The organism is Aromatoleum toluclasticum ATCC 700605 (assembly GCF_000378245.1).
Classification (GTDB): Bacteria; Pseudomonadota; Gammaproteobacteria; order Burkholderiales; family Rhodocyclaceae; genus Aromatoleum; species Aromatoleum toluclasticum.
This window is the reverse complement of the sequence record NZ_KB899498.1, coordinates 89,388-114,231: the sequence shown is the minus strand read 5'-3', so window position 1 is coordinate 114,231 and position 24,844 is coordinate 89,388. Positions and strand designations below refer to the sequence as shown.

The 24,844-nt window shown below is 63.8% G+C and carries 25 protein-coding genes and 1 pseudogene; 12 read left to right on the top strand and 14 right to left on the bottom strand.

Going from position 1 to position 24,844, the window contains the following annotated elements:
* Positions 1-16: 16 nt before the first annotated feature.
* The 4 genes from F464_RS0114855 to F464_RS0114840 all read right to left on the bottom strand — a co-directional run bounded on the left by F464_RS0114855 (position 17) and on the right by F464_RS0114840 (position 3,725).
* Complete coding sequence (locus F464_RS0114855; protein ID WP_018990623.1) at positions 17-889, bottom strand: fumarylacetoacetate hydrolase family protein; 873 nt, start codon at positions 887-889, stop codon at positions 17-19.
* On the bottom strand, positions 886-1,977 hold the full coding sequence (locus F464_RS0114850; protein ID WP_018990622.1) for an amidohydrolase family protein: 1,092 nt from the start codon (positions 1,975-1,977) through the stop codon (positions 886-888). Before F464_RS0114850 ends, F464_RS0114855 begins: the two co-directional genes overlap by 4 nt.
* A 184-nt stretch (positions 1,978-2,161) precedes the next feature.
* On the bottom strand, positions 2,162-2,863 hold the full coding sequence (locus F464_RS28670; RefSeq protein WP_018990621.1) for a TetR/AcrR family transcriptional regulator: 702 nt from the start codon (positions 2,861-2,863) through the stop codon (positions 2,162-2,164).
* A gap of 61 nt (positions 2,864-2,924) precedes the next feature.
* Positions 2,925-3,725 carry an SDR family NAD(P)-dependent oxidoreductase gene (locus F464_RS0114840; RefSeq protein WP_026296017.1) on the bottom strand — a complete coding sequence of 267 codons (801 nt, stop codon included), beginning with the start codon at positions 3,723-3,725 and terminating at the stop codon, positions 2,925-2,927.
* Between the two features lie 85 nt (positions 3,726-3,810).
* Between F464_RS0114840 and F464_RS0114835 the strand changes: the two genes are divergently transcribed.
* A complete protein-coding gene (locus tag F464_RS0114835; RefSeq protein ID WP_018990619.1) occupies positions 3,811-4,554 on the top strand; it encodes a DUF2889 domain-containing protein in 744 nt (247 codons plus the stop codon).
* 76 nt (positions 4,555-4,630) lie between these two features.
* Here F464_RS0114835 and F464_RS0114830 read toward each other — a convergent pair whose 3' ends face one another.
* The 7 genes from F464_RS0114830 to F464_RS0114800 all read right to left on the bottom strand — a co-directional run bounded on the left by F464_RS0114830 (position 4,631) and on the right by F464_RS0114800 (position 11,579).
* Positions 4,631-5,866, bottom strand: a complete 1,236-nt coding sequence (locus tag F464_RS0114830; RefSeq protein ID WP_018990618.1) for an NAD(P)/FAD-dependent oxidoreductase — start codon at positions 5,864-5,866, stop codon at positions 4,631-4,633.
* Between the two features lie 36 nt (positions 5,867-5,902).
* Complete coding sequence (locus F464_RS0114825; RefSeq protein WP_018990617.1) at positions 5,903-6,223, bottom strand: 2Fe-2S iron-sulfur cluster-binding protein; 321 nt, start codon at positions 6,221-6,223, stop codon at positions 5,903-5,905.
* Between the two features lie 27 nt (positions 6,224-6,250).
* A complete protein-coding gene (locus F464_RS0114820) occupies positions 6,251-7,522 on the bottom strand; it encodes an MFS transporter (protein ID WP_018990616.1) in 1,272 nt (423 codons plus the stop codon).
* A 102-nt stretch (positions 7,523-7,624) separates the two neighbouring features.
* Entirely contained in the window at positions 7,625-8,188 is a 564-nt protein-coding gene (locus F464_RS0114815) for an aromatic-ring-hydroxylating dioxygenase subunit beta (RefSeq protein WP_018990615.1), read from the bottom strand.
* A gap of 39 nt (positions 8,189-8,227) precedes the next feature.
* Entirely contained in the window at positions 8,228-9,622 is a 1,395-nt protein-coding gene (locus F464_RS0114810; RefSeq protein ID WP_018990614.1) for an aromatic ring-hydroxylating dioxygenase subunit alpha, read from the bottom strand.
* Positions 9,623-9,794: 172 nt separating this feature from the next.
* Positions 9,795-10,781 (bottom strand): fumarylacetoacetate hydrolase family protein, encoded by a 987-nt coding sequence (locus F464_RS0114805; protein ID WP_018990613.1) that lies wholly within the window; start codon positions 10,779-10,781, stop codon positions 9,795-9,797.
* A gap of 96 nt (positions 10,782-10,877) precedes the next feature.
* Positions 10,878-11,579, bottom strand: coding sequence for an SDR family NAD(P)-dependent oxidoreductase (locus tag F464_RS0114800; protein WP_018990612.1), 702 nt, complete (start codon positions 11,577-11,579; stop codon positions 10,878-10,880).
* Positions 11,580-11,693: 114 nt separating this feature from the next.
* Between F464_RS0114800 and F464_RS0114795 the strand changes: the two genes are divergently transcribed.
* The 9 genes from F464_RS0114795 to F464_RS0114755 all read left to right on the top strand — a co-directional run bounded on the left by F464_RS0114795 (position 11,694) and on the right by F464_RS0114755 (position 20,318).
* Entirely contained in the window at positions 11,694-12,128 is a 435-nt protein-coding gene (locus F464_RS0114795; RefSeq protein ID WP_018990611.1) for a Zn-ribbon domain-containing OB-fold protein, read from the top strand.
* Positions 12,125-13,318 (top strand): thiolase family protein, encoded by a 1,194-nt coding sequence (locus F464_RS0114790; RefSeq protein ID WP_018990610.1) that lies wholly within the window; start codon positions 12,125-12,127, stop codon positions 13,316-13,318. Before F464_RS0114795 ends, F464_RS0114790 begins: the two co-directional genes overlap by 4 nt.
* A 74-nt stretch (positions 13,319-13,392) precedes the next feature.
* Entirely contained in the window at positions 13,393-14,262 is an 870-nt protein-coding gene (locus F464_RS0114785) for a cache domain-containing protein (protein ID WP_121429180.1), read from the top strand.
* A 231-nt stretch (positions 14,263-14,493) separates the two neighbouring features.
* The gene (locus tag F464_RS0114780; protein WP_018990608.1) at positions 14,494-15,282 is read left to right on the top strand and encodes an IclR family transcriptional regulator; all 789 of its coding nucleotides are present in this window, start codon (positions 14,494-14,496) and stop codon (positions 15,280-15,282) included.
* A gap of 147 nt (positions 15,283-15,429) precedes the next feature.
* Positions 15,430-15,654, top strand: coding sequence for a ferredoxin (locus F464_RS0114775; RefSeq protein ID WP_018990607.1), 225 nt, complete (start codon positions 15,430-15,432; stop codon positions 15,652-15,654).
* A gap of 60 nt (positions 15,655-15,714) precedes the next feature.
* Positions 15,715-16,473 carry an SDR family NAD(P)-dependent oxidoreductase gene (locus F464_RS0114770; protein ID WP_018990606.1) on the top strand — a complete coding sequence of 253 codons (759 nt, stop codon included), beginning with the start codon at positions 15,715-15,717 and terminating at the stop codon, positions 16,471-16,473.
* A gap of 130 nt (positions 16,474-16,603) precedes the next feature.
* Positions 16,604-17,545: a 2,3-dihydroxybiphenyl 1,2-dioxygenase gene (locus F464_RS0114765; RefSeq protein WP_018990605.1), complete on the top strand. Its 942-nt coding sequence runs from the start codon at positions 16,604-16,606 to the stop codon at positions 17,543-17,545.
* Between the two features lie 114 nt (positions 17,546-17,659).
* The gene (locus tag F464_RS0114760; protein ID WP_018990604.1) at positions 17,660-18,712 is read left to right on the top strand and encodes a universal stress protein; all 1,053 of its coding nucleotides are present in this window, start codon (positions 17,660-17,662) and stop codon (positions 18,710-18,712) included.
* A gap of 19 nt (positions 18,713-18,731) precedes the next feature.
* Positions 18,732-20,318: an MFS transporter gene (locus F464_RS0114755; protein ID WP_018990603.1), complete on the top strand. Its 1,587-nt coding sequence runs from the start codon at positions 18,732-18,734 to the stop codon at positions 20,316-20,318.
* Between the two features lie 74 nt (positions 20,319-20,392).
* On the opposite strand, the gene F464_RS0114750 is transcribed toward F464_RS0114755, so the two are convergent.
* Positions 20,393-20,611 carry a hypothetical protein gene (locus F464_RS0114750; protein WP_018990602.1) on the bottom strand — a complete coding sequence of 73 codons (219 nt, stop codon included), beginning with the start codon at positions 20,609-20,611 and terminating at the stop codon, positions 20,393-20,395.
* Between the two features lie 244 nt (positions 20,612-20,855).
* Here F464_RS0114750 and F464_RS0114745 point away from each other — a divergent pair, with 244 nt between their 5' ends.
* Both F464_RS0114745 and F464_RS0114740 read left to right on the top strand, forming a co-directional pair.
* Positions 20,856-21,413: a nucleotidyltransferase domain-containing protein gene (locus tag F464_RS0114745; RefSeq protein WP_018990601.1), complete on the top strand. Its 558-nt coding sequence runs from the start codon at positions 20,856-20,858 to the stop codon at positions 21,411-21,413.
* Positions 21,413-21,850 (top strand): hypothetical protein, encoded by a 438-nt coding sequence (locus tag F464_RS0114740; RefSeq protein WP_018990600.1) that lies wholly within the window; start codon positions 21,413-21,415, stop codon positions 21,848-21,850. The genes F464_RS0114745 and F464_RS0114740 overlap by 1 nt, the downstream gene beginning before the upstream one ends.
* A gap of 278 nt (positions 21,851-22,128) precedes the next feature.
* Here F464_RS0114740 and F464_RS28665 read toward each other — a convergent pair.
* Both F464_RS28665 and F464_RS0114730 read right to left on the bottom strand, forming a co-directional pair.
* A pseudogene (locus tag F464_RS28665) lies at positions 22,129-23,222 on the bottom strand (IS5 family transposase).
* A 335-nt stretch (positions 23,223-23,557) separates the two neighbouring features.
* Positions 23,558-24,691 carry an IS110 family RNA-guided transposase gene (locus F464_RS0114730; protein WP_018990599.1) on the bottom strand — a complete coding sequence of 378 codons (1,134 nt, stop codon included), beginning with the start codon at positions 24,689-24,691 and terminating at the stop codon, positions 23,558-23,560.
* Positions 24,692-24,844: the final 153 nt, after the last annotated feature.

The window sequence follows — 24,844 nt, the reverse complement described above, 5'->3', positions numbered from 1 at the left end:
TGTCTTGCCTCCTTGCTCAGACGCCGGGTTTGGGCCCGACGACGTTCGTGATCGTCCCGATCCCCTCGATTCCGGCTTCAACGACGTCGCCGGGATTGAGGAATCGGCCCGTACCCTGACCCACGCCGGCCGGCGATCCGGTAAACATGATGTCGCCGGGCGCGAAACTGGAACGCTCTTCGACGAACTTCACCAGTTGCGCGACGTTCCACGTCATCTCGCCGGTATTGCCGTCCTGGCGCGTCTCGCCGTTCACCTTCAGGGTCAGGCGCAGCTTCGGGCTGCCGCCCGGGAACTCGTCGCGCGTCACGATCCACGGACCGACTCCGGTGCTGCGGTCCTGGCTTTTCGCCGCAAAGAGATCCATGCCGATGCCGGCCGGACCGCTGCGCTGCAGGTCGCGCGCCGATACATCGTTGCCCACGGCATAGCCGAGAACGCTGGCGAGCGGGTCTTCCGGGTTGACCGGCACCTCCCCCACGATGACGACAAGTTCGACCTCGTGATCGAGTTCGTTCGTCAGCGGCGGATAGCGGATCGGATCATTGGCACCGATCAGGGCGCCGTAGGCCTTGAGGAAGGCGATCGGCTGCGGGGGAGACTTCAGACCGAAGTCGTCGGCCAAATGCTTCGCGTAATTCGCGCCCGCGACGACGACCCGATTGACCGGCTCGATCGGCGGCAGCAGCCGCACCGAATCGAGCGACCGGGCATCGCCGCCGGGCGTCAGCACCGAGTGTGCTGCTCCGCCCTGCCCCGCGGCAATCGCGCGGGTCAGCGCAGGTCCCCAATCCGCGAAGCTGCCGACGATCGGTGTGACCGTGCGGGCCTCGGCATTGACGACGGCCCAGAATGGCGCGCCGCCACCACTGCAGCGCGCGAGTTTCATGCCGCCACCTCGGCCTTTGCGACGGCGCCCACTTTCGCCGGATCGAGGTGGAGCAGTTCGCAGGCATTCTTCCAGCGGATCTTCTGCAGATCCTCCTCCGAAAGGCGCAGGCCTTCGGTGAGGTCGTGACGCACCGCATCACTGCCTCCGAAATTCGAACCGTAGAGGATGCGGTCGGCGCCGATGACGTCGATCAGCGCCTGACGCATCGGCAGTTCGTGCAGTTCCACGTCGAACCAGAAGTTGCGCATGTACTCCAGCACAGGCTTCTTGTTGTGGTACGTGTCGAGGTTGGGGTTGGTTTGCGCCAGGCGGCCGAGCTGATAAGGCACATAGCCACCGCCGTGCGTGATGTAGACCTTGAGCTTGGGGAAGCGGTCGAACACACCACCGTTCACCAGGTACCAGAAGGCCTTGGTCTCGTCGTAGTTCATGCCGACGATGGCCGTGGTTTCGTAGCGGTCGGTGTTGGCCTTCTTGCCCCACGTCACCGACTGGTTGTAGCCATGCACGAACATCGGCAGGTCGAGGTCGCACAGGACCTCCCACACCGGATCCATCTCAGGCGAATCGAACTCCAGGCCGCCGAAATTCGAACCGCCCGCACCCAGACCCTTTGCGCCCAGTTGGGTGCACGCACGGCGAATTTCCTTGGCTGCCTCCTTCGGATCCTGCAGGGGCGCCTGCGCCCAGAACATCAGCCGGTCGGACGCCGCCGAGCAGTACTCGGCGAGCACGTCGTTGACCTTGCGCGAGAACGGTATCGCATAGTCGAGCTCAGTCCAGTACATGTAGCAATGCGAAGGCACCGAGACGACCTGGGCGTTCTGGCCGGCTGCATCCATCCCCGCCAGACGGGTCTTGGGGTCGCGCCAGCGGCTCATGTAGTCCTGCACGTTCAGGGCATTGCCTTCGGCCTTCGCCTTGCGCAAGGCGGCTTTTCGCTCGGGCGCACCGAGCGTGAGGATCCAGTCGCCGACGCGAAGCTTGATGTCGCCGTCGGGCTGCGATTCGAAAGCCGGCCCCCAATAGGGGTGCTGGTCGTAGTAATCCGGATGGGGGGCGTGGGCGTGGAGGTCGATGAGCATGTGGTGTCTCCCAGTGCAGGTTGGTTGAACCTGCCGAGTGCCGCAATCGCGGACGGGAGCTTCGATGCGCCGGACGGACCTCGCCTGGCTATCGGGGATTTGTCTCCTGCCTGCGACACTCGACCGGTGTCTTTGCAACGATGAGATTCATCATGCCAAACATAAACAGATTTTGCAAATCTGTTTATGTTTTTTCTTTTTCGCGGCGTCGAGAGCCCGTGGAACGTGCCGGCGCAGCCACCTCGACAGCCTCATCGCCCTTGGTGGCAGGAAAACCGATCAGCGAGCGCACGAGACGCTCGATGCGCGCCGTGCCTTCGTTTACGCGCTCATTGGGGACGAGCTGTTCGCTCAATACGTAGCGGATCAGCATTTCGCACACGAGCTCGCGATCGATGCTGATGCCGAGACGCCCATCCCACGCGTCGAACACGGCCCTGAGGACATCCTGCAAGCGCACGCGCGCGTCGTTGAAGACGCGGCGAAAAAAGCCCATCGCATAATCGGGCGCCACCACCAGCAGACGCCGCGCCTGTCCGTGCGCCGCGTAGTGCTCCAGGTAACCGATCAGGGCACGAAATTTCTCGTCGGGGTCGTCGTAAGGGGCGGTCACTTCCTGCATCGCCCGGTGAAAACCCTCGCGTTTGTGGCGCGAAAACGCATCGAGCAGATCGTCCTGCGACGAGAAATAGCGGTAGAACGTGCCCCGCGAGACACCTGCGTCGTCGCACACGTCGATGATGGAAATGCGCTCGGCACCTCCCTGGAGGATGATCCTTTCCGTCGATGCCAGAATTCGTGCAATGGTCGCGTCCGAGCGGCGATTGCGCCGAGCGGACTCCATTACCGGTCCGTCTTCAGCGACTGTCTCGGCTTCGTCGTTCATGCGTGTGCCTTGGGAATGGACGGACCGCGGGGCGAACCGCAGGGCCCGTCAGAAATTCGATTCAGTATTCGCGCACCGGCACATCCGCCGGACGCGAGTTGTAGCCGGGCAAGTGCAGCCCGCCGTCGACATGCAACATTTCGCCGGTGACATAGCGGGACATGTCCGATGCGAGAAAGACCACAACGGGGCCGATGTCGAGTTCCGGATCGCCACACCGGCCGAGGGGGCGCATCGCGGCGGAGCGTTCGGCGAAACCGGGGTTCTCCGCGGCCAGCTTGTGGAAGGTCGCGCCCATCGCGGTCGGGGCGACGGCATTCACCGTGATGTTGAAGCGCCCCCATTCCGCCGCCGCACTGCGCGTGAGGCCGACGATGCCGCCCTTCGCCGTGTTGTAGTCGGCATGCAGCCACGCGCCGATCTCGACGTCGATCGAGTAGAAATTGACGATCTTCCCGCCCCCGCGCGCCCGCATGTGCGGCAGCGATGCCTGCATCGCCCACCACGACGCCTTGATCGTCGAGGTCAGCGTCTGCTCGAGCATTTCGTCCGTCTTGTCTTCGAGGCGCACGTTCGGCGTCGGCACGAAGGCGTTGTTCACGAGGATGTCCAGCCCGCCGAAATGGGCCACTGCCGCCTCGATCGCGCCCGTCACGGACGCCTTCTGCATCACGTCGGTACGCACGAACAGCGCCCGCCCGCCCAGCTCCTCGATCTCGCGCGCCACCAGGGCTCCAGTCTCTTCGTTGATCTCCGCGATCACCACGGCAGCCCCCTCGCGCGCGAAGCTGTGTGCCACGCCGCGGCCGATGCCGCCGCCGGCCCCGGTAATCAACGCAACCTTGTCCTTCAGCAAGCCCATTTTCGTCCCCTGGCGTTATTGCACACTATTTTTGTTATTGTACACTTTAAGAAGAAAGAAACACTCCCCAACGGAAGCCATTGCAATGCCCTCCTTTTGCCGACGGATCCAGCTTGAAGGCCGCCAGACCAGCGATGAGGGCGAAGTCCGTGCCGTCCTCGAAGACGACTTTCACCACTTCCGCGTCGCGCTGCGTCATCGCCTCGGCCGCGTGATCGAAATCTCCGCCGAGGCTCCGCGACATCCGTTCACCGAGTGCCCGAATGCCGCCGCACCGCTGAACGCACTACGCGGCATGCAACTGGACCCCATCGCCAGCGCAGTAACCCGCCATACCGACGCCCGCCTGCAATGCACGCACATGTTCGACCTCGCCGGCCTCGCGATCGCCGCAGCGGCGCGCGGCATCTCCCATCGCCGCTTCGACATCGAAGTTCCCCGTCATGTCGACGGCCGTTCGCACGCCCGTCTGGTCCGTGACGACGGCTTGCGGCTCGACTGGGAAGTGCAGGACCGTACGATCGTGTCCCCCTCGCCCTATGCCGGCGTCGACATGAGCCAGGGCATGGCGCGCTGGGCGCTGAGCAGTCTCGCGCCCGACGAGGCGGAAGCGGCCCTCGTGCTGCGCCGCTGTGCGCTGATCGCCCTCGGACGTCTGCGGGACATCGACAAGGACTTGCACGCCCGCCCGAGCGGCCGTTGCTTCGTGCAGCAACCCGAACGCGCGCCCCAGGCGATTCGCATCGTGGGCTCGACCTGGGACTTCACCGCACATCCGGAAAGCCTTTGCCGCGACGACCAGTCCTGGCTCCACTCTTTCGCGGAGTAAGCACGCTGCAGATTTCGGCGCGACCGACATGCGGCGGATGCCGACGTGCGATCGCGCCGAGTAGCACACCGGACGATCAGGGCCGGTTGGCCGCTTCCCAGGCTTTCAGATCGAAATCGGGGGCAGCGGCGGTAGCGGGCGTCAACGCCGGGGGGCGTGCGAGGATCTTGCGTGCGAACACGTGGTCGCCGGGGCGGTTGCAGGACTCGACCGCGATCAGCTCCTCCCCGCGGAAGCACAGCACCGAGAGCTGTTGCGCGGCGGCATCGCCCAGCGTCACGTAGTTGTCAGCCCCGATCGACAGACCGGCGATCTGCAGCTTGAGATTGCCCTGGTCGGTCCAGAACCAGGGCAGCGCTGTGTAGGGTGCGGGTTTGCCCACGAGGCGGGCCGCGATGAGCTTGCCTTGGTCGACGGCGTTCTGCACGGACTCCAGGCGCGTGAGATTTTCGCCGTTTTGCACGCACGGGAAGGCGGCGACGTCACCCAGCGCGGAGATGTGGGGGTCCGAAGTGAGGAGACTGGAGTTGACGCGAATCCCGTTATCGATGTCGAGTCCGGCCTCGAGCGCGAGCTGCACGTTGGGAATCACGCCGATGCCGAAGACGACCAACTCGGCAGGCAGACGTCGTCCATTCGATGTCGTCACGGCACTCACCTTGCCGCCCTCGCCTTCCAGCTCCGCCAGACCGGTACGGAAGTTGAACTTCACGCCCCAGCCTTCGTGTGCGGCACGGAAGAGCTCCGACATCTGCGGGGACACTGCCCGTGCCATCGGGCGGTCGCCGAGTTCAAGCACTTCGACCGCAGCTCCTTCGGCCGCCGCCACCGCAGCGAACTCCAGACCGATGAAGCCGGCACCGATCACGACGACGTTCCTGGCCTGCTTCACCAGCGGCGACAGGAAATCGGCATCCGCCTTGGTCTTGATGCCGAAGATACCGCCCAGCGTCGAACCCGGCACGTTGAGCGGCCGATTGTGGGCGCCGGTCGCGAGCACCAGATGGCCGAAGTCGAGCGCACTCCCCGAGTCGAGCATGACACGACGGTTCTGCCGATCGATCGCCGCTACCCGATCATGGACGAGCTCGATGCGCTGATCCGCGTAAAAGGTCTCCGGCCGGAAGAGCATCGCAGTGGCGTTGATCTTGCCGAGAAGGTAGGCCTTCGACAGGGGCGGTCGCTGGTAAGGCAGACCGGGCTCGTCGTTCACGAGCACGATGCGGCCCCCGAACCCTTCCTGGCGCAGCGAAATCGCCACTTGCACGCCCCCGTGCCCCGCCCCCACGATCACCACTGAATCGAGCGACATCTTCCCGTCTCCTTATCGTTTTTCAGATCGCCGTCTTCAGAACTGCGCAGCCGGCAGCCGCAGCGTGAGGCCGTCCATGTCCGCTCCGACGACCAGCTGGCACGTAAGCCGACTGGTGGGCTGGCGCTCGACGACGTTCTCCAGCATGTCGTATTCGGTACCTTCGGCGGGCGCAAAACGCCCCGCCCAGGCGTCGTCGACGTAGGCATGGCAGCTGGCGCAGGCGCAGGCGCCGCCACAGTCACCGGGAATGCCGGGAACGCCGGCAAAGGTCGCGGCCTGCATGGCCGACTGGCCGACGTCGGCGTGCACTTCGTGCCGGGTGCCGTTGTGTTCGATGAAAGTGATCGTGGGCATTTGTTGGCTCCGATGAGAGGGATGAAATCAGGCCCGCTGCACTTCGGCGTGCAGGGCAAACTGGGGACTGCGCCCGAGCGTCAGCAGCAATGACGCGCCGAGCAGGGTGGCCACGGTGCAATAGACGAGCATGGCAAAGTAGGTACCGGTGACACTCAGCATCGCAGCAAACATCAGCGGCGCGGCTGCCGACGCGACCGTGATGAGCCCCTGATGCACGCCGAACAACCGGCCGTAGTCCTTGAGGCCGAAGTAGCGTGCGATGAGGAAGGCCGCGATGTCGAATTCTGCGCCCGCGCCAAGTCCGACCAGCGCCGCTGCAAGACTCATGACGGCCGGATCGGTGGTTCCCGACAGGAAGATCAGACAACCCACCCCGGGCAGGGAAAGGCTCAAGGCTGCCACGCCGGGCGGCCACAGCCGGTCGAGCAGGTAGCCGACCACCAGGCGACCGCAAATCAGCGCAATGCCGAAGTAACCGAAGACCAGGGTCGCATCCGCCGCCGACAGCCCTTTGTCTCGCAACATCGGCACGGTACTGGTGACGAGGCCCACCACCGCCGACACGACCAGCGACAACGCCACGTTACAGATCCAGAATCGCGGCAGGAGCATTCCTTCCTGAAAGCTGACGCCGCTCCGCACCAGCGGCGGACCGTCGTCTGCCTTCGTGCCGCTTACCGGACGTTCGCCAGGCAGGCGGAACCACCATAGGGTCAGCGGCAGTCCCACCAGCACATTGAGCAGCGCCAGGATTACGAAGGCGGCCCGCCAGTCCCAGTTCTCGACCCCCCAGCCCAGTAGCCTCGGTACCAGCGCGGCGGTGATACCGGTGCCCGAAAGCCCGATCGCGAGCGCCAGTCCGCGGTTGCGGTGGAACCAGAGATTGAGGAGTTGCGTCCAGGTGACCGCCAGCGCACCCATGCCGATGATCGGGAGCAGGAAAAATGCTGCGTAGAGCGACCAGATCGAGCCGCCAATCTGCGTCGTCGCCAGATAGCCGAGCGCCATCAGCAGCAGCGAAATCACTGTCACGCGCTTCATGCCGAAACGCAGGTTGAGCCAGCCGACGAGTTGCAGGCCGAGCACGGCGCCGCCGAACAGAAAGGTGATTGCTGCTTGCAGCGAACCACGGTCCCAACCGAAAGCCTGCTCGAGGGGGATCACCAGGACGCCGAAGCCATACAGCAATGCGGCGTTGATGCTGATCGCCACCCCGATCACCGACAGAACAACGACCTGCCAGCCCTGCCTGAACTCGGTCAGATCGATCGCCGCGTGATTTCCGTTTGATGCCATTTTTCTACTCCGCTCCCCGTCCTGGCTCTCGTACCAGCCTCGTGCCGAAGGACAGAACGGGCACCGTCCGATCCGTAACCGGACCGGCGGCGCCCGGGTTGCCTAGAGGAAGATCGCAAGGTTCGGCGTGCCCAGCACCGCCTGGTCGAGAATGACTTCGCGACGCACGAGCTTGAATCCCTCGCCATCGACGCGCAGCAGATCGTTGCGCTCGCCGCTGATGACATCCATATCGGGAAAGTCGAATCGGCTGCGTGTCAGCAGCAGATAGCTCACGACCGCGAATTCGTCGGGCCTGTCGGTAGCGAATACCTGCACGTTGCTCACCATGCGGCGGGTGCGTGACGGGGGATCCTCGGCCCACGCGCTACGTGTCTCGGTGAGCCGCATGATGCGCCCCATGATCGAGCGGTAGTTGTCGTGGTAGTGCTGCACCGTGCGGATAACCGACTGGGCCTGCTGGGACATCGGGCGGGTCTGTCGCAGAGGCACGGTGTAGACCAGGTCGGGCGCAAGCGTCGCGCCCCACTCCTTGAGACGGATCGTGTCGAGCAGGGTCGCTTCCTGGTAGAGGAAGCCGACGATTCGATTATAGACTTCGGCCCCGACCGGGATCGGGTTTCCGATGACGGGGGCGTTCTCGGCAACTTGTTGTGCGGCGCTCATGTGTCGCTCCTTCGAAGGTGTTGGGTCGGACCGGACGGCTCAGGCCTTGGCGTTCATCAGTTCGTTCCAGTACAGCCACCAGTGCCACTGGGTGTCGTCCTTGGTGAACCCTTCGTTGACGATGCCCGGCCCGGGCCAGCCGGCGGGGGCGCCGGTCTCGTACACCGCCTGGTACTTGAGGGTCGAGCGACGCCCGCGCGCGCCCTTGGCGGCGAGGGTCATGTGGGGCCAGGTATCGGAATCGTCCTGCTCGACCATGCCCGAGGTGCCGAACAACTGGATGCTCTGCATCAGCATCCTGTCCTTGAGCTCCTGCGGGGCATCCTTCTCAGCGAGCACCCAGTTCACGAACTCGAGTTGATCCGGCCCCTTCGGCACGTAGGCGTGCAGCAGCGTGAGGCCGAGCACGGAGCCGTCGGCCTGCGGGATGTACACGAACGCGAACAGCACGTTGGGGAAAATCCCGCCCACCTGCGGCGGCATCGACACCATCACTTCGAGCTGCTCTTCGCTCAGGTGCTTCCTGAGCTGAGGCAACATTTCACGCGTCATCCCCGGCGGCGGCAGTGCTTCGAGTTTCTGGTCCACCGTCAGCTCCGCCGGATCGAGGCCGGAGAGCTTCTTGATCTTGCGTCCGAGGTCGATGCAGCGCAGCGCATGGCCATGCGGCGAGCTCACCTCCACGCCGTACATCTCGGGCGACAGGTCCGCGCTGCCGCCGTCGCCACTCTTGGAGTAGTTGCCGACCTCACCGAGCCAGCGGTGCAGGGTCAGCGTGTGGTAGCCGTCGGCGGCCGACTGTTCGCCCGCGGCTTTCCAGTTCGCGCGCACTATGAAACGCTGCGGCGGGCCGAGCACTTCGAGCCCCTTGTCGCTGCGCTCGAACAGGGTGTCGAAGTACCATTTCGCATCACCAAGGAATTCTTCGAACGACGGTCCCTCCAGGTCCCAGGTCGCGAAAATGATGCCGCCGTAGAGCGTCACCCGTGCCTGCGGCAGGCCCAGGTCCTCCTTCGGCATCATTTTGCCGTGCATGCACTCCTTCTCGACAGGCGCTCCGATGAACTCGCCGCTCGGCTTGAACGCCCACCCGTGGTAGATGCACTTGTGAATCTGGGTATTGCCCGCGTCGACCGTCGAGATGCGCATGCCGCGGTGGGGACACACGTTGAGCGAGACGTGTATGTTCCCGTCCTTCGCTCGGGCGACGATGACCGAGTCCGACCCCATGTCGCGCACGACGAAGTCGCCGGAGTTGGGCACTTCGGATTCGTGCCCGAGCAGCAGCCAGGTCTTGCCGAAGACGCGATCCATCTCCAACTGATAGATCTCCGGATCCGACAGGGCCCGCATCTGGACTTCCCGCGTCGGGACGCGAACCAGATCGGACAGCGGCGTGCCGTCCGCCAACGTGTAGCTTGCCTTGGTCAACATTGTCATCTCCTGTGGAGTGAAGCCGTCCGTAAGGACGACCCTCGTTCGATGGGCCTGACGGCCACTTCTTGTGGGTTGTTCAATTGCTCGCGCACCGGTGTTCGGCACCCTGTACGTCGGCAGCCGTTGCCCACCGGCTGACGTCCTTATTGCGAAGGCCTGCGTCTTCCCGTCACGGCTTCGTCACGCGCGTGCGCAACGTGCCGATCGCCTCGATCTCGAGTTCGACCACGTCACCCGGTTTGAGATAGCGCAGCTGCTCGAGTCCGCAGCCGTTGCCGACCGTGCCCGAGCCCAGCACTTCGCCCGGATAGAGCGTTTCCGAGCGGGAGATGTGCGCGATCACGTCCTCGAAGGTCCAGCGCATGTCTCGGGTAGTGCCACGCCCCCATTCCTCACCATTCACGCGCGCGATCATCTGCAGGTCGTAAGGATCGGGCACCTCGTCCGCAGTGACGAGGCAAGGCCCCATCACGTTACCGGTATCGAAGTCCTTGCTCTTCGCCGGGCCGAGCATGCCGGGCATCTCGAGGGCCTGCGCATCGCGGGCGCTCATGTCGTTGAAGATCGTGTAGCCAACGATGTAATCGCGCGCCTTGTCGCGCGGCACGTCCTTCCCCTTGCGGCCGATGTAGCACGCCAGCTCGAGTTCGAAGTCCATCGCCTTGCTGTACGCCGGCCACACGACGTCGTCGTCGGGACCGATCACCGCGAAGCGATTGCACTTGTAATAGATCGGCTGGCGATTGAAGGTCTCGATGACGCGTTCGTCGGCGCGCGTGTTCATCTGCCGCAGCGCCTCCTCGGGGTCGGGCAAGTGCGCCACGCGGGCGCGCCGCGCTGCGGCGAAGCTCTGTCGCAGGTGTAGCTCGAAACAGGAGCAGTCGCGCATCTGCGGCGGCGGCTGGATGGGGGCGCACAGTTTCACGCCCTCACGCGCGATGACCGCCGCCGACGGAGCTTTCCGCACCAGGACGCGCGCCGCTGCAAGTGCCTCCTCACCGGCCTCGACCAAACCGAGCACGCTCGCGAAGATGGGGGACCCATGGCCGTTTACGACTTCGCAAGCCGTGGCGAGGTCGACGATCGCCGAATCCGATTCGATCAGCGCGCCGGCACGCTGAAAGCCGTGAGAGTCACGATATGTGACGAGTCGCATCTATTGTCTCCTGTCGGGGACTCGTCCCGCTCGATGCGGGCGAATCCTCTTTTCTTCGAGTTCTGCCCCTCCCCACGGGAGAGGCGCTGGCGGTTGCTACACCCGGCCGCTCACCGGCACGCAGGCTCCGGTGACGGCTGAGGCGTCATCCGAGAGCAGGAAGGCGATTACCGCGGCGAGCTTGTCCGGCGCCACCCAGCGGCTGGCATCGGCGTCCGGCATGTCGGCGCGGTTGGTGGGGGTATCGATGATGCTCGGCAGCACCGCATTCACGGTGACGCCACGGTCCTTGAGCTCTTCGGCAAGTGATTCGGTCAACCGCGCGACGCCGGACTTCGATGCGGCGTACGCCGCCATCCCCATTCCGGCCTTCTGCGCGGCCAAGGCGCCGACGTTCACGATGCGCCCCGCCCCACGCGCCAGCAGATGCGGCAGAGCCGCCCGGCAACTCGCTACGGCGGTACGCACGTTCATCGTGTACAAGCGATCCCAGGTCTCGAGCGCTCCGCCTTCGATCGGCTCCCACGCGAAGCCACCGGCCACATTCACCACGCCGTCGATGCCACCAGCAGCCACACGCACGCGCGCATAGGCTGCCGCGCAGGCCGCTTCGTCGCTCAGGTCGACCTCGCCGAGCACAACCGCGACGCCTGCAGGCAGGCCGCCAGCGGGCGCCGCCGCACGGTCCACAAGCGTGACGTGCGCACCGTCTTCCACGAGGCGCTGCGCGACCGCGCGACCGAGCGCGCCGAATCCACCGGTTACGACGATACTTCTGGCTTCGAGTCGAGTACTCATGGGATCAGAGTTCCTTGTATGGCCTCCGCGTCGTTGCACGCTGGCAGGCAGGTTCTTGCGACAAACTTTAGACAGATTTTGCACTTCTGTCTATATGTGCATGTAGAATCCCGCTTGACCGATCGTCAAATCGTCGAGAGCGCGCAGAACATGACCCGAAAACTTCCCCTCCTTACCGAGGACAACACCCCGTTCTGGCAGGGCGGCGCGCAGGGGCGCCTGCTCATACATCATTGCGCGGACTGCACGCGCCTCTTTCATCCGCCCGCCCCGATCTGCCCGCACTGCGGCAGTTTCGAGGTGGCACCCCGGGCGGTCTCGGGCAAGGGCAAGGTCCTGAGCTACACGATCAATCACCAGGCATGGCGCCCCGACCTCATCGAGCCGTATGTCGTGGCGATCGTCGAACTCGCGGAACAGGCCGGCCTGCGCTTCGTCACGAATATCGTGGGACTTCCCGCCGAGGCGGTGCATATCGACATGCCCGTCAGGGTGCGCTTCGAGCAGCACGAGGACGTGTGGCTCCCCCTCTTCGAGAAGGACGCATGATGTTCGACCGAATCTTTGAGAAGGACGTCGCCATCACCGGTGTCGGCCAGTCCGCGGTGGGACGCCCGGTTGCACGATCGGGCATGCGACTCACGCTGGACGCTTGCCTCGAAGCGATCGCCGACGCGGGACTCAAGCGCGCGGACATCGACGGCGTGGCGTGTTGGCCGGGCGACAACAACAATGGCGATGCCTTCTCGCCCGTCGGCCCCAACGCGCTGATCGGCACCCTCGGCCTCCAGGTCAACTGGTACGGAGGGGGCTACGAAGGCCCCGGACCGCTCGCAGGCATCATCAACGGCGCGATGGCGATCGCATCCGGCCTGTGCCGCCACGTGCTGGTCTTCCGCACCATCACGGAGGCGAGCCGCCGCAAGGTCGACAAGAATGCCAGCGCCCTGACGAACAAGACGATCGGACGCGACAGCAGCTTCTTCTGGCAGTGGTACACGCCATTCAATGTGCTCTCCGCGATCAACCTCATGGCGCTCTACACCCAGCGCCACTTTCACGAATACGGCACGACGCCCGAACAACTCGCCCAGATCGCCCTCACCTGTCGCACCAACGCCGCGCTGAACCCCAAGGCGATCTACCGGACGCCGCTCTCGCTCGATGACTACTTCGCCTCGCGCATGATCTCGACTCCCCTGCGCATGCTCGACTGCGACGTCCATTGCGACGCCTCGACCGCGATCATCCTTTCGCGTGCCGACGTCGCCAAGGACGGGCCGAATCCACCAATCCGCCTCGAAGCGATCGGTGCCGCCCTGCACCAGCCCTGGTCGTGGGACCAGATCGACCTCACCGCGACTGCCGCGCGCGATGTCGGCGAAATGATGTGGGCGCGCACCGATCTCAAGCCCAAGGACGTCGGCTCAGCCCAGCTCTACGATGGATTCTCGATCCTCACGATGATCTGGCTCGAAGCGCTCGGGCTATGCCCGCGCGGCGAAAGCGGCCGCTTCGTCGAAGGTGGCCACCGCATCGCCCGCGACGGCCAGTTGCCGATCAATACCAACGGCGGCCAGCTCTCCGGTGGACGCACGCACGGTCTGGGCTACGTTCATGAAGCCTGCTCGCAGCTGTGGGGACGCGCGGGCGAACGACAGATCGCGCCCCATCACGTTTCAGTGGTTGCGGCAGGCGGTGGACCGCTGGGCGGCAGTGTGTTGCTGGTCCGTGACTGAACCCGGCCACGGTCGCAGGCGGATTCCTTCACAATCAGATTTACTGTCCAGTTTTCGACTATTCGGAGGGGAGCATGGCGATAAGAACACTCGTGATGGGACTGTTCGTTCTTGCGAGCACCTGGCTGCCGCCGGCAAGCGCGGCCGAAGCGGTTACGGGCAGCCAGGTGTCAGCGCCGGCCTCCGCCGCACGCGCGCAGGCTTTGCTGCAGAAGGCCACAGCCCGACTTCGTACCGTCGGCGACCAGGCATTGGCGGAATTCGGCCGGCAGGGCGACTTCATTGACCGTGAGCTCTATGTGTACGTGCTCGACATGGACGGCACCATGCTGACGAGCGGTGGCTCGTCCACGACCCTGATCGGCCGCAAGGTTTCCGAGATGCGCGACGCCAGCGGAAAGGCCTTCTTCGCGGAGATGCTGAACAAGGCGCGTACCGATGGCCGCGGCGAAGTCGAGTACCGCTGGGTCAACTGGACCGACAACACCGTGCAGCGCAAGCATGCGTTCTTCGAGAAGGTCGGCGAACGAGTGGTCGCGGTCGGTTACTACATCAGCCGCTCGTCCCCGGACCAGGCGCTGGCCTTCCTGGAACAGGCCGTTGCGGCGATGAAGGCCGCGCCCGCCAGCGCAATTGCCGAATTCAACCGCATCGAAGGCCGCTTCGTGCAAGACGATCTCTACGTGTTCGTGATCGACCGGAAAACGGGACGCTTCGTCGCCCACGGCACGATGCCGCGCCTGGTCGGCTCCGACGGTCGGGACCTGTACGACCAGGCCGGCACGCCCATCGTTCGCAAGATGCTCGAGCAGACCGCGAACCGACCGCGAGGCGAACTCGACTACCTGTGGAAAAACCCGGTCACGAAAAAAACAGAGGAAAAGCACACGCTGTTCGAAGTCGTCGGCGACCACATCATCGCGGTGGGCTACTTCAAACCCTGAGGGCCATTTCCCCTTGTCCTAAGCGCGCCCGGCTGTCGCTTTTTCGTCGTCGCCGTAGTATTCTGCGGACAGAATTTAATTCTAATACGCAAGCACAAAACCGTTTTGCGTGCAGATTCTCCGGCTCACGGATGGACACCTTCCTAAGGCGCCTCGCCTCGGGCGCACTCGAGGAAGACGTCTCCCGCTTGCCGACCGGGACGCCTGCACGACGGACGGAGGAGACAAGGGATGGACACCACACAAGAGGATGAAACCGCAGGCCGGTCTTCAAGCGGGGTCACCGTCAAGCCTGTCGTCAATGCGGTGCGGATCCTGCGCTTTCTGACGGAGACCGACACCCCGGAGCGCGCAGCGGACATCGCCCGGCAGTTGTCGATCAACCCCAGTACCTGCTTCAACATCCTGCGCACACTGGCCGCCGAGGACATGGTTGCTTTCGATCCCGCGTCGAAGACCTATTCGCCAGGCCTGGGGCTCGCCAAACTCGTAGGACACCTCGTAACACAAGGCCAGCGGCTCGATATCGCGCGCCCACTGCTGCAACAATTCGCCGCCCGCTTCCATGTCACGGTCACCCTGTGGCGCCAGATGGGATACGACCGCATCGTGCTGGTGAGTTCCGAGGCAAGCCCGACCGATCTGCGCATCGACATGGCGATCGGTCAGCGCCTGCCCATCTTCATGGGCGCCAGCGGCAGACTGTTCGCGGCGGAGGTCGATCTCGACCCGACCGCGATGCGCGCCGCATTCGACAAGATCCGCTGGGCCCGACCGCTGGAGTTCGACGAGTACTGCCAGCAGGTGCAGTTCGCCAGGGAACACCAGTGGGCGATCGATGACGGCTACTTCTCGGCCGGCATCATGGCTATCGCGGCCCCCGTGCGCGATCGCGCCTGTGCTATTGCCTTTGCCGTATCGGCGGTGATGTTCCGGGGCCAGTACATCGGGGCCGACGCGGACAAGCTCGGAAGCGAGGTGCGCAAACTCGCGGACAAGCTGTCGAACCTGCTGTTTTGAGGGTCGTCGCGAGGGCTACCGGCGGTCCTTGAGCAACCCTTTTTGCGGCCCCGCGACACGTCCCGCAAAAATAGTGACACTTTTTCGTTTTCTGTGCATAATCATCTCGCAGGCCTCGATGGTCCCGAGCAGATGAGGAGACACGCCATGAGCGAACAGAACGAAAAACTTCACAAGGTTATTGTCGATCGCAGCCGCTGCTGCGGTTACGGATTGTGCGCGGCCCTGTGCCCCGACGTGTACAAGCTGGACGGCGACGGCATCGTCTATCTCGACAGCGAGTTCGTCCCCGCCGGCCAGGAAGAGGCCGCGATCGAGGGGGCTGCCGCCTGTCCCGCCGAGGCGATCCGCGTCGAAGCACCGGGCGCCTGAGCCCTTCGCCGGACTGGTAGCGCGAAAAGCGCTGGAACCGCCCACTTCGCGGAGATCCGAATGAATCGTCTTGAAGGAAAAGTAGCGCTGATCACCGGCACTGGCGGCGGTCAGGGTCGTGTCGCAGCCTTGCGGTTCGCGCGCGAGGGCGCCGTGGTGGTGGGTTGCGATACGGATGCCGCGGCCCACGCCGAAACGCGCCGGCTGGTCGAGGCCGAAGGATTCGAGTTGCACGGCTCCGCCCCGGTGGACCTCGGCGACCACGAACAGGCCCGCGCCTGGGTCGAGTCCGCGGCGGAACAGTTTGGGCGCATCGACGTTCTCTACAACAACGCATCGGCCGCGCGTTTCGGACCGGTGGCGGAATTCTCGATCGCTGACTGGCACTACACGATCCGGAACGAGATCGACCTCATCTTCTACACGACCAAATACGCGTGGAAGCACCTCGCCGTGCGCGGTGGCGTGATCATCAGCATCGCCTCGACCGCCGCTTGGGGCGGCTCCAAGGTTGCAGGCATCAGCGCCCACTGCGCCGCCAAGGGTGCGGTCGTCTCCTTCACCCGCCAGCTGGCGGTCGAAGGGGCGCCGGTCGGCATACGCGCGGTCAGCATTAGTCCGGGCTTCGTGAAGACGCCCGGCACCGCGGCCTTCGTCGAGAACCCCGTCACCCGCCGGGCGCTACTCGATGGCGTGCTGCAGGATCGGCCGGGGGAACCCGAGGAAGTCGTGTCGCTGGCCCTGTACGTGGCGTCGGACGAAGCCGCCTTCATGACCGGTTCCGACCTCGTCATCGACGGGGGTCTGCTCGCAATCTGAGCACGAGCCCAAAGGTTCGCGACCCAACAGTGAACGAACGGACGCATTGCCGCTGCGGCACCGTCCGAAGTCTGCGCAAAGCGCGGTGCAAATCGCGGGCGCAGGTCGCTCAAAACAGGAGGAAGACAGCATGGACATCATCGGTATCGGCTACCTGGGGTTCGAATCGGCGAACCTCGATGCCTGGCGCGAATATGGCCCGAAGGTCATGGGCTTTCAGATCGGGACATCCCCGACTGCGGATCCGGACACCCTCTACTTCAAGCTCGATGACCGTCGTCATCGGCTCGCATTCCATCCGGGCAAGATCGACCGCCTCGCGTACATCGGCTGGGAAGCCAAGGGCAAGCTGGAGTTTCACGCCGCCGTCGAGCGCTTCCGCAGCCATGGTGTCGAGGTAAGCTTCGGCGATCCGGAACTGTGCGACAAACGCGGCGTGAAGGAGCTGATCCGTTTCCGTGACCCGGTCGGATACCAGCACGAGCTGTTCTATGCCCAGAAATGGAGCCCGCGCTCCTTCGTGCCGGGCCGTCCGCACGGCGGATTCGTCTGCGGCGAACGGGGCGTCGGCCACATCGTCGTGATCACGCCCGAATACACGCCCGAACTCGAACACTTCCTCACCGGCATCATGGGCATGCACTGGTACGGCTCGGGCGCCGGCAAGGGCAAGACGGGGTTCTTCCGCTCCAGGCTCAACGACAAGACGAGCCACGACATCGCTTACGGTTTCGGCCCGGGCAAGGCCGGCGTGCAGCACATCGGCCTCTTCGTGCGCTCGGTTCGCGACGTCGGCGAAACCTACGATCTGGTCAAGAAGAACGGGCTGCAGATGATGATGACGTTGGGACAGCATTCGCAGGACCCACACATGTCCTTCTATCACTTCACGCCGTCCGGCTTCGCGATCGAATGCATCACCGAACTCGAACCCTGGCACGATGACGGCTTCGAACTCAATCCGGAGCAGCTCTCCACTTGGGGTCATGAGATCGTCGGCCCCATCCTCGGCCCCAGCGTGCGAACGCCGGCGGAGGTCTTCGACCCCGAGGTTCTCCACGCGAAGGGTTGAGTGCCTGCGAGCGCACCAGCCGGACCGTGTTCCGCACCGCGCGCCCCGGTTGCGGCGCCGGCCGCTACCGCGCACCCTATCGACATCATCTGAATGCAGCCACCGGAGCACGCGATGTACAGCCATATCCTCGTTCCGACCGACGGTACCCATCTCGCCAGCCAGACGATCTCTCAGGCCGTCCAGTTCGCCCGCAGCGTGGGGGCGCGAATCACGTTCTTCTATGCCGATCCGGATGCCGGCGCCTCTCTGACCGACGACGGTGCACTGATCCACCTTCTCGACCCCGGCCTGTATCAGGACGACTTCGGCGGGCGCGCCCGCGAGATTCTCGCCAAGGCCGAAGTGTCGGCGCGCGCGGGCGACATCGACTGCGAGTGCGTGACCCGGCGGAGCAACCGGCCGCACGAGGCCATTCTCGCCGCCGCGAAGGAACTGGGCTGCGACCTGATCTTCATGGCATCGCACGGGCCGCGCAGCATCGGGGGCGTCATGCTCGCCTCGGAAACGCTCAAGGTGCTCGCTGGCAGCCGCATCCCGGTGCTCGTGTCGTCGGTCGAAAAGAATGACCCGAACCCGGCGATGACGAAGGTCTGCGCGATCATCAAGGACGAGCACCGCTCGATCGCGGTCGTGTCCTACGGCATGCGGATGCTGGCCGGCGGACTGCGCGACGGCAAACCTGCGGATATCGGCCTGCTCGACGGCATGCTCACCTACCTCGACGAATTCCCGGCCAAACTGCACCATCCAAAGGAAGATGCCTACCTCTTCGCGGCACTCAGGAGGCGCACGTCTTCGCTCGACCAGGTCATCGACGATCTGCAACAGGAGCATCTGGACGGCGACCGACAACTTGCTGCCCTGCGCGCGGCCGTCGCCCACTATCAGGCGTCCCCCGACCCCGACGCAGAAACGCTCGCAAGCGCCATCGACGCCTTCGCCCTCGGGCAGCTCAGGCATATCGCACTCGAGGAGCGGGCGATCATCCCGGGCGCCTGCGAACACCTCGCGGAACAGGACTGGAAGGAGATCGTGGCGGCCTTCGGACCGAACGGCGACGCGCGCTTCAACCATCGCGAACGCGAGACCTACCGACGCCTGTATTCGCGGATTGCCAACCTGCACCAGACGCTGCCCCGCATGAGCACGCCCGGCCAGTCATGACGACTCCGGTGCCCCGCCCGTGAGTGTCGAGCGGAATGCCACGGGTGCGTGGGCGCCTCTCCTCCATCGGCCGTTTCGCGCGCTGTGGATCGCGGCGATCGCGGTCAACCTGTCGATGTGGATGCAGAACATCGGCGCCGCCTGGATGATGACCGAACTGCGGCCCGATTCACCGCTGATGGTGTCCTTGGTCCAGACGGCGATGGCGCTGCCGGCCTTTCTGCTCGGACTCCCGAGCGGCGTGATCGCCGATCTGGTCAACCGCAGGCGCCTCCTTCTGATCACCCAGACCTGTTCCCTCGCATGCGCCTGCCTGCTCGCAGCCACGGCCCTGGCGGGCGGCATCGGCGCCTGGCTGCTCCTCGGCCTCACCTTCGCGCTCGGGTGCAGCAACGCGTTCGGCATGGCGGCGTGGATTGCCGCCAACATCGACAGCGCGCCGAAGGGGCAGATACCGGCAGCGATCGCCCTGTCCACGGTCACGCCCAACATCGCGCGCGTCGTGGGACCGGCCGCCGCGGGGGCACTGATTGCGTTCGCGGGCGTCCCGACGCTGTTCGTCGTGGTCGCGGTCGGTTTCGTGATCTCACTGGGGCTGCTGCGCGCCCTACCCGACACGGATCTGCGGCCCGGCCTGCCGCCCGAGCGGCTGTGGAGCGGCATCCGCAGCGGCGTACGTTACATGCAGCATTCGGCGCAGCTGCGGCTCGCGCTGCGACTGGTCTTCGCTTTCGTGACCGCAGGCAGCGCGATCTGGGCATTGCTGCCACTCGTCGCCCGTGACCAGCTCGGGCTCGCTGCAGGCGGGTTCAGCCTGCTCCTCGGCAGTCTCGGCGCGGGCGCAGTCATCGCGGCATTACAGGTCACCCGACTGTATCGTCGATTCTCCGTGCGCCGCATCGTGACCGGCGGCGGCCTGGTGTTCATGGCCGTCACAGCGCTGATTCCGGTGGTACACGATCTCTTCGTCATGAGTGCACTGCTCTTCGTCGGCGGAATGGCCTGGATGGCTGTCAATACCACCACCGGGACCGTGATCCAGACCTCCGCCGCAGCCTGGGTACGTGCTCGCGTTGCGTCGGTATACCTGCTCGTCATCATGGGGGCGATGGCAGCGGGCGGCGTATTGTGGGGCGCGATCGCCGAACGCATGGGCGTCGGGGCGAGCCTGTGGATTGCTGCCGGGTCGATTGCGGCCGGACTGATGCTGACCGGACGAGCTCGCATGCAAATGGGATCAGAGTCCGACTTCAGCGTCGCCGACACGCAGGAAACGGGGCCCGCTGCCAGTCCGGCCGACCATGAGCAGGGACCGGTTGCGGTCGAAATCACTTACCACGTACCGGCCGAGCGGCATGAGGAGTTCGTGCGCGCGGCCCACGAACTCGGCATCTCACGCCGACGAAACGGAGCGATCGCCTGGCGCCTCTATAGGGATCTCGAACACACGGACTGCCTTGCCGAACGCTTCCTGGTGGACTCGTGGCTCGACTACCTGCGCCAGCGCGACCGTGTCACCCGGCAGGACCGCGACATCGAGCGCCGCCTGGAGGCCCTCACCACGGACGGGAACTCGCGCACACGCCGCTTCATTGCGGAAGCGTGACGCCTGAAGCCGGTCGGGAGGGACTTCCGCAGCGTTCCGGCGCGGCCGGGGACGCATTGACGTCCCCTCCACACTTAGCGGTGCATCAATACCATGCCGACGAACTCGTTCATCGTCTTGTGCGCATAGAGATGCGACACCGCATACGCGTGACTCTCCGGCGTCCCATCGCACGATGGAGCTGAAGCACACGCCTGGGTGACACCTGGGCGGTGCAGCGAAACGAAGGAACCGTCGGTAGCGGTCAGCAACGCCGCCGCGACGGCGCTGATGCCCAGTGTTCTGAGAGCCATGATGTCTCCTCCTGTCGAAGGTGCGCCTCTATCGGGCGATGTTTCTTTATTTACACACTATATGTGCTTTTGTTCAAGAGTAGACAATACCCTGAACGAGCGCAAGGATTTTTTGCCGTATCCCTGGCGTGGTTGAATCAGAGCGTTTGTATAATCCTCTAAATAGGGACATATATCCCTTAATTGAGGATTTTGCGATAAATCCCTATAATGGGGACAGCTATCCCTAAAGTGAGGATTCGCCATGAGTCTTGCCGACTTTCTCTTCACTCCAGGCCTGCAACGAGTGCTGGGGGCTACGCTGCTGCAACCTAACCGCAGCTTCACACTGCAGGAACTGCTACGCTTGGCGGACAGCGGGCGCGGAAGCGCTCAGAAGCAGGTGGACCGCCTAGTCGAGGCCGGCGTACTAAAAGAAGACGCCCGGCGAGGCCGGCAGAGGAGTATCCGGGCGAATACCGACTTCATTCTCTATCCGGAGTTGCTCAGCATCGCTCGCAAGTCATTTGCTGTTGTGGAGCCGCTGAAAGAGGCCCTGGTGCCTTTTGCTGACCACATCACCTCAGCGTTCGTATTTGGCTCCGTGGCCAAGGGCACCGACAGCGGCCGGAGCGATATTGACTTGATTGTAGTCGGGAGTGCCCCGCTCCTCGAGCTGTCCGAGGCCCTGACCCTCGCCGAGCAAGTTCTGCTGCGCCCCGTCAATTTCTCTCTGTACGAGCCTGCTGAGTGGGCCGCTCTGGTGGAGTCCGACCCCATCATGGCTCAAATTGCCCAAGGCCCAACTCTGAGGATACTGTAATGCCACGCCCGGCCGAATACGAAAACCTCATCAAGACAAAAGCCTTTGAAGCGGTCGCCCCGACACCCGGGGCTATATCGGGCTTTTTGCGTAACGCGGCGGATTACAAGGTCACCGCCGAGCAGATAGACCCCACCCGACATCTGCAGGTCTTCACCTTAGCCTACGAAGGCTATTTTCAGGTGGTACAGGCCGTCCTGGAGTTTTACGAGGTTCGGACCAAGGATGCTGGTCGTAACTTGGCCATTCAGCGGGTATCGTCCTCGCTGGGTGTGAGCCCTCAAGAGTTCGCCTTCATCACGAAGGCTCATGAGCGGCGCAACGGTACTTCCTACCTTTCTCCGTTCCCCCCGGTATCGAAGGCTGAGGCAGCCACCATGCTAGCCATTCTCGCCAAGTACCTGCCTGTGGCACACACGCTGACCGGTACGCCGTGAGGCCCTACTGCGAGCGATTACTTTACCAAAGCGCCGCTGTCAGAGCCTCCACGCTCGACCGTTCGACAAGACCTTGGCCGGACACACGCTTGTGTGTGTGCGGTGCGCATGCAGAGGTTCCCTAACAGGGTGATGCAAAAACGCGCGATTCTGCGCCAGCAGGGGCGTTCGGATTGATTTTCATGGCGACATCCTCGCGAGAATTGGATTTTCAATTCGCTCCGAATTGCCCAAGCGGTTGCCGGCGTGCGCCGCGACGGCCCTTTCCGCCCCCCGGTTCATGCCTTCACCCCCGAATCGCTCAATTTCGCGATCCTCAACAGGTTGTACGCCGCACCAGAAATGAAAGCCGCCATTTGCGTCCTCGCCTGCCCGATGAATCGCGTCTTGCGCAGGCCGCCGACTGTTTTGAGCCAGCCGAAGATTTCCTCGACGCGTTTTCGCTTGCGCTGACTGATTCGATAACCCTCGGTGCAAGCGGTGCGACCATCGAGCCCTGGCGTTTTACGTCCCTCAATTCGTGCGACATGCGGGCGGATTCGGTGCTCGCGCAAATGGGCCACGAATTCTTTCACGTGGTAGCCCTTGTCGGCAGCGAGCGTCTTCGGATGAATGTGGCGGCGTCGCGCCCGGGTAAGCATCGAGCGGGCGGCGCGGTGCTCGGCCTGCGTCGACTCCGTAACAAGGATGTCGACGCACAGTCCGTTGCGGTTTTCCATGAGCACGTGCCCGCCGTAGCTCAGTTTCGCAGGCTGGCCGTTGCCCTTTCTCATGTGGGCCGCGAGTCGGGATCGGTCGTGCTCTGGTGCGTCGCGTTCGAGCGCTTCTCGCCCTTGAAGTCGACCATCCCGGTGCCGTCGCCGCCGTCCTTCGGGGGCTCACCGTCCTTGCGCTTGAAACTCTTGAACGAGGCCCAGGCATCGATCAACGTGCCGTCGACGGTGAAATGGTCCGAGGACAGCAGTTGCTCGCGGCGAGCAAGGCTCACCACTTCATCGAAGAAACGCCGCGCGACATCAGTGGCGACCAAGCGCTCGCGCAGCCGGCTGAAGTTCGACTGATCGAGGCTGGCGCTCTCCAGATCCATGTCGAGAAACCAGCGGAAGAGAATGTTGTAGTCGAGTTGTTCGCAAAACTGCCGATCCGAGCGAATCGAGTACAGCGCGATCAGCAGCTGCCCCTTGAGCAGTCGCTCAGGCGGAATCGACGGGCGACCAACGCTCGAATACAGCGCATCCAGATCCGGCGAAATGGCGCTCAAGGCCCGGTTGGCGAGCTTCTTGACCCGCCGCAGCGGATGATCCGCCGGCACGCGCGACTCCGGCGAGAAGTAATGGAACATCGAGGACTGGGGGTCGAGTTGGCCGCGCATCGCTGTCAGGACGGAAGTTTCGGGAATGCCTCTATGACAATGAACTCGTCAGTTCGTTCATTGGGTTTTGCATCACCCTGCTCGTATGGTCGCGACTGTCAACGTCATGTTTTTCCAGATCGATCAGGTGATGCGCAACGGTTAGCAGCGGCGATGAATCAAGCTCGTATCCGTGGGTTGGTTACCACCGTTCATCGATTCGTCGCGGAGTCTGCCTCGCTCTAAACGCGCGGGTTATCCAATTGGATTCCGATATAACAGGGCGCGAGGATCTCTCCTATCGTGGGCTCGGTGCGCATCACCTGATCGATCTGTTTGGTTCTCACCTGGTAACTCTACGTCTCGGATGCCTGCCAGTTCGGCTGTGCAACTGCCTGGGGCTCGCGGGCAATCGCCCATACGAAGCCAGCCAGTTCGCGGGCTACCGCGACGCAGACCTTGTTGATCGTCAGCCCTCGCGCATGAAGCTTGGCAAACCGTTCCGTCAAGCGAAGCTGCGCCTTCCAGGCAATGCCACGAATCGGATCCGGCAAGTCCTGCTGTCGCCGCTGGGCCGGATATCCGATCTTTGGTTTGAAGCGATAACTCCAAGCTGCCTCAGTGAGCAAGCGACGCGCATGGGCATTGCCCGTCTTGGTGATCGATCCACGGCTGACCCGATCGCCGCTCGAGCGCTCCGAGGGTACCAGCCCCAGGTACCCCATGAGTTTGCGCGGATGATCGAATCGATCGATATCGCCGATCTCGGCCACCAGACTGATCGCGCTGACCATATCTACGCCGCGAAGGGCACATAGAGCCTTGACGACCGATTCGAAACGCCAGCCCTCGATCGCGCTGAGCATCGCCATCGTCATGCGTTCGACTCGCTTGTCGGCCGCTTCCACGGCGAGGCGGTATTCGACGAACGCTTCTTGGCTGCTCACTGCCTCAAGCCTCAGAGTGCCCAGCCAGCGGTGGAAGGACTGGGTCCAAGCGGTCTTGCCCGGGTAGCGAATCTCATGGCGCAACAGAAAACTCTTCAACTGCTGGCGGACCTGAGTTCTGGCATTGATTGCATCTTCACGGGCGCGAGTCAGATCGCGAATCGCCTCGTCAGTCGGATCCGGAATCCAGATCGCCTTCAGTTCGCCAGCTCGCGAGAGTTCGGCCAGTCGAACGCAGTCCCGCCGGTCGGTCTTGATCCGATCGCCCGGCCGCTTCGGAATCAGCGACGGAGCGATGATCTCGCAGAGATATCCGCGCACTGCCAGCGCCCTTTGCAAGCCATACCCAGTCGGTCCAGCCTCGTAGACGACATGAACTGAGGAGGGTTCACCCAGAGCCTGCAATTTCTTGAGCAACTTATTCAGGTCGTGAGGCAGCGTGCCCACCATGCGCGCCGGTTGCCGACCAGTATCGGCTACCGCCATCGCTATTGATTCCTTGTGAACATCCAGTCCCACATAAATCTTGATACGCTCGTCCATGGCTGACCTCCATCCGCTGCTGGTGACTTTATGTTCCAGCATGTAGCTCGGCGCGGCTTGCTGCGCAACCTACGCATCAGGAGGTCGGCCACCGGCTTTGCCTGTCGCGACCATGATGTCTAACCATGGAAAAGACAGTGAATGGGTCAGCTG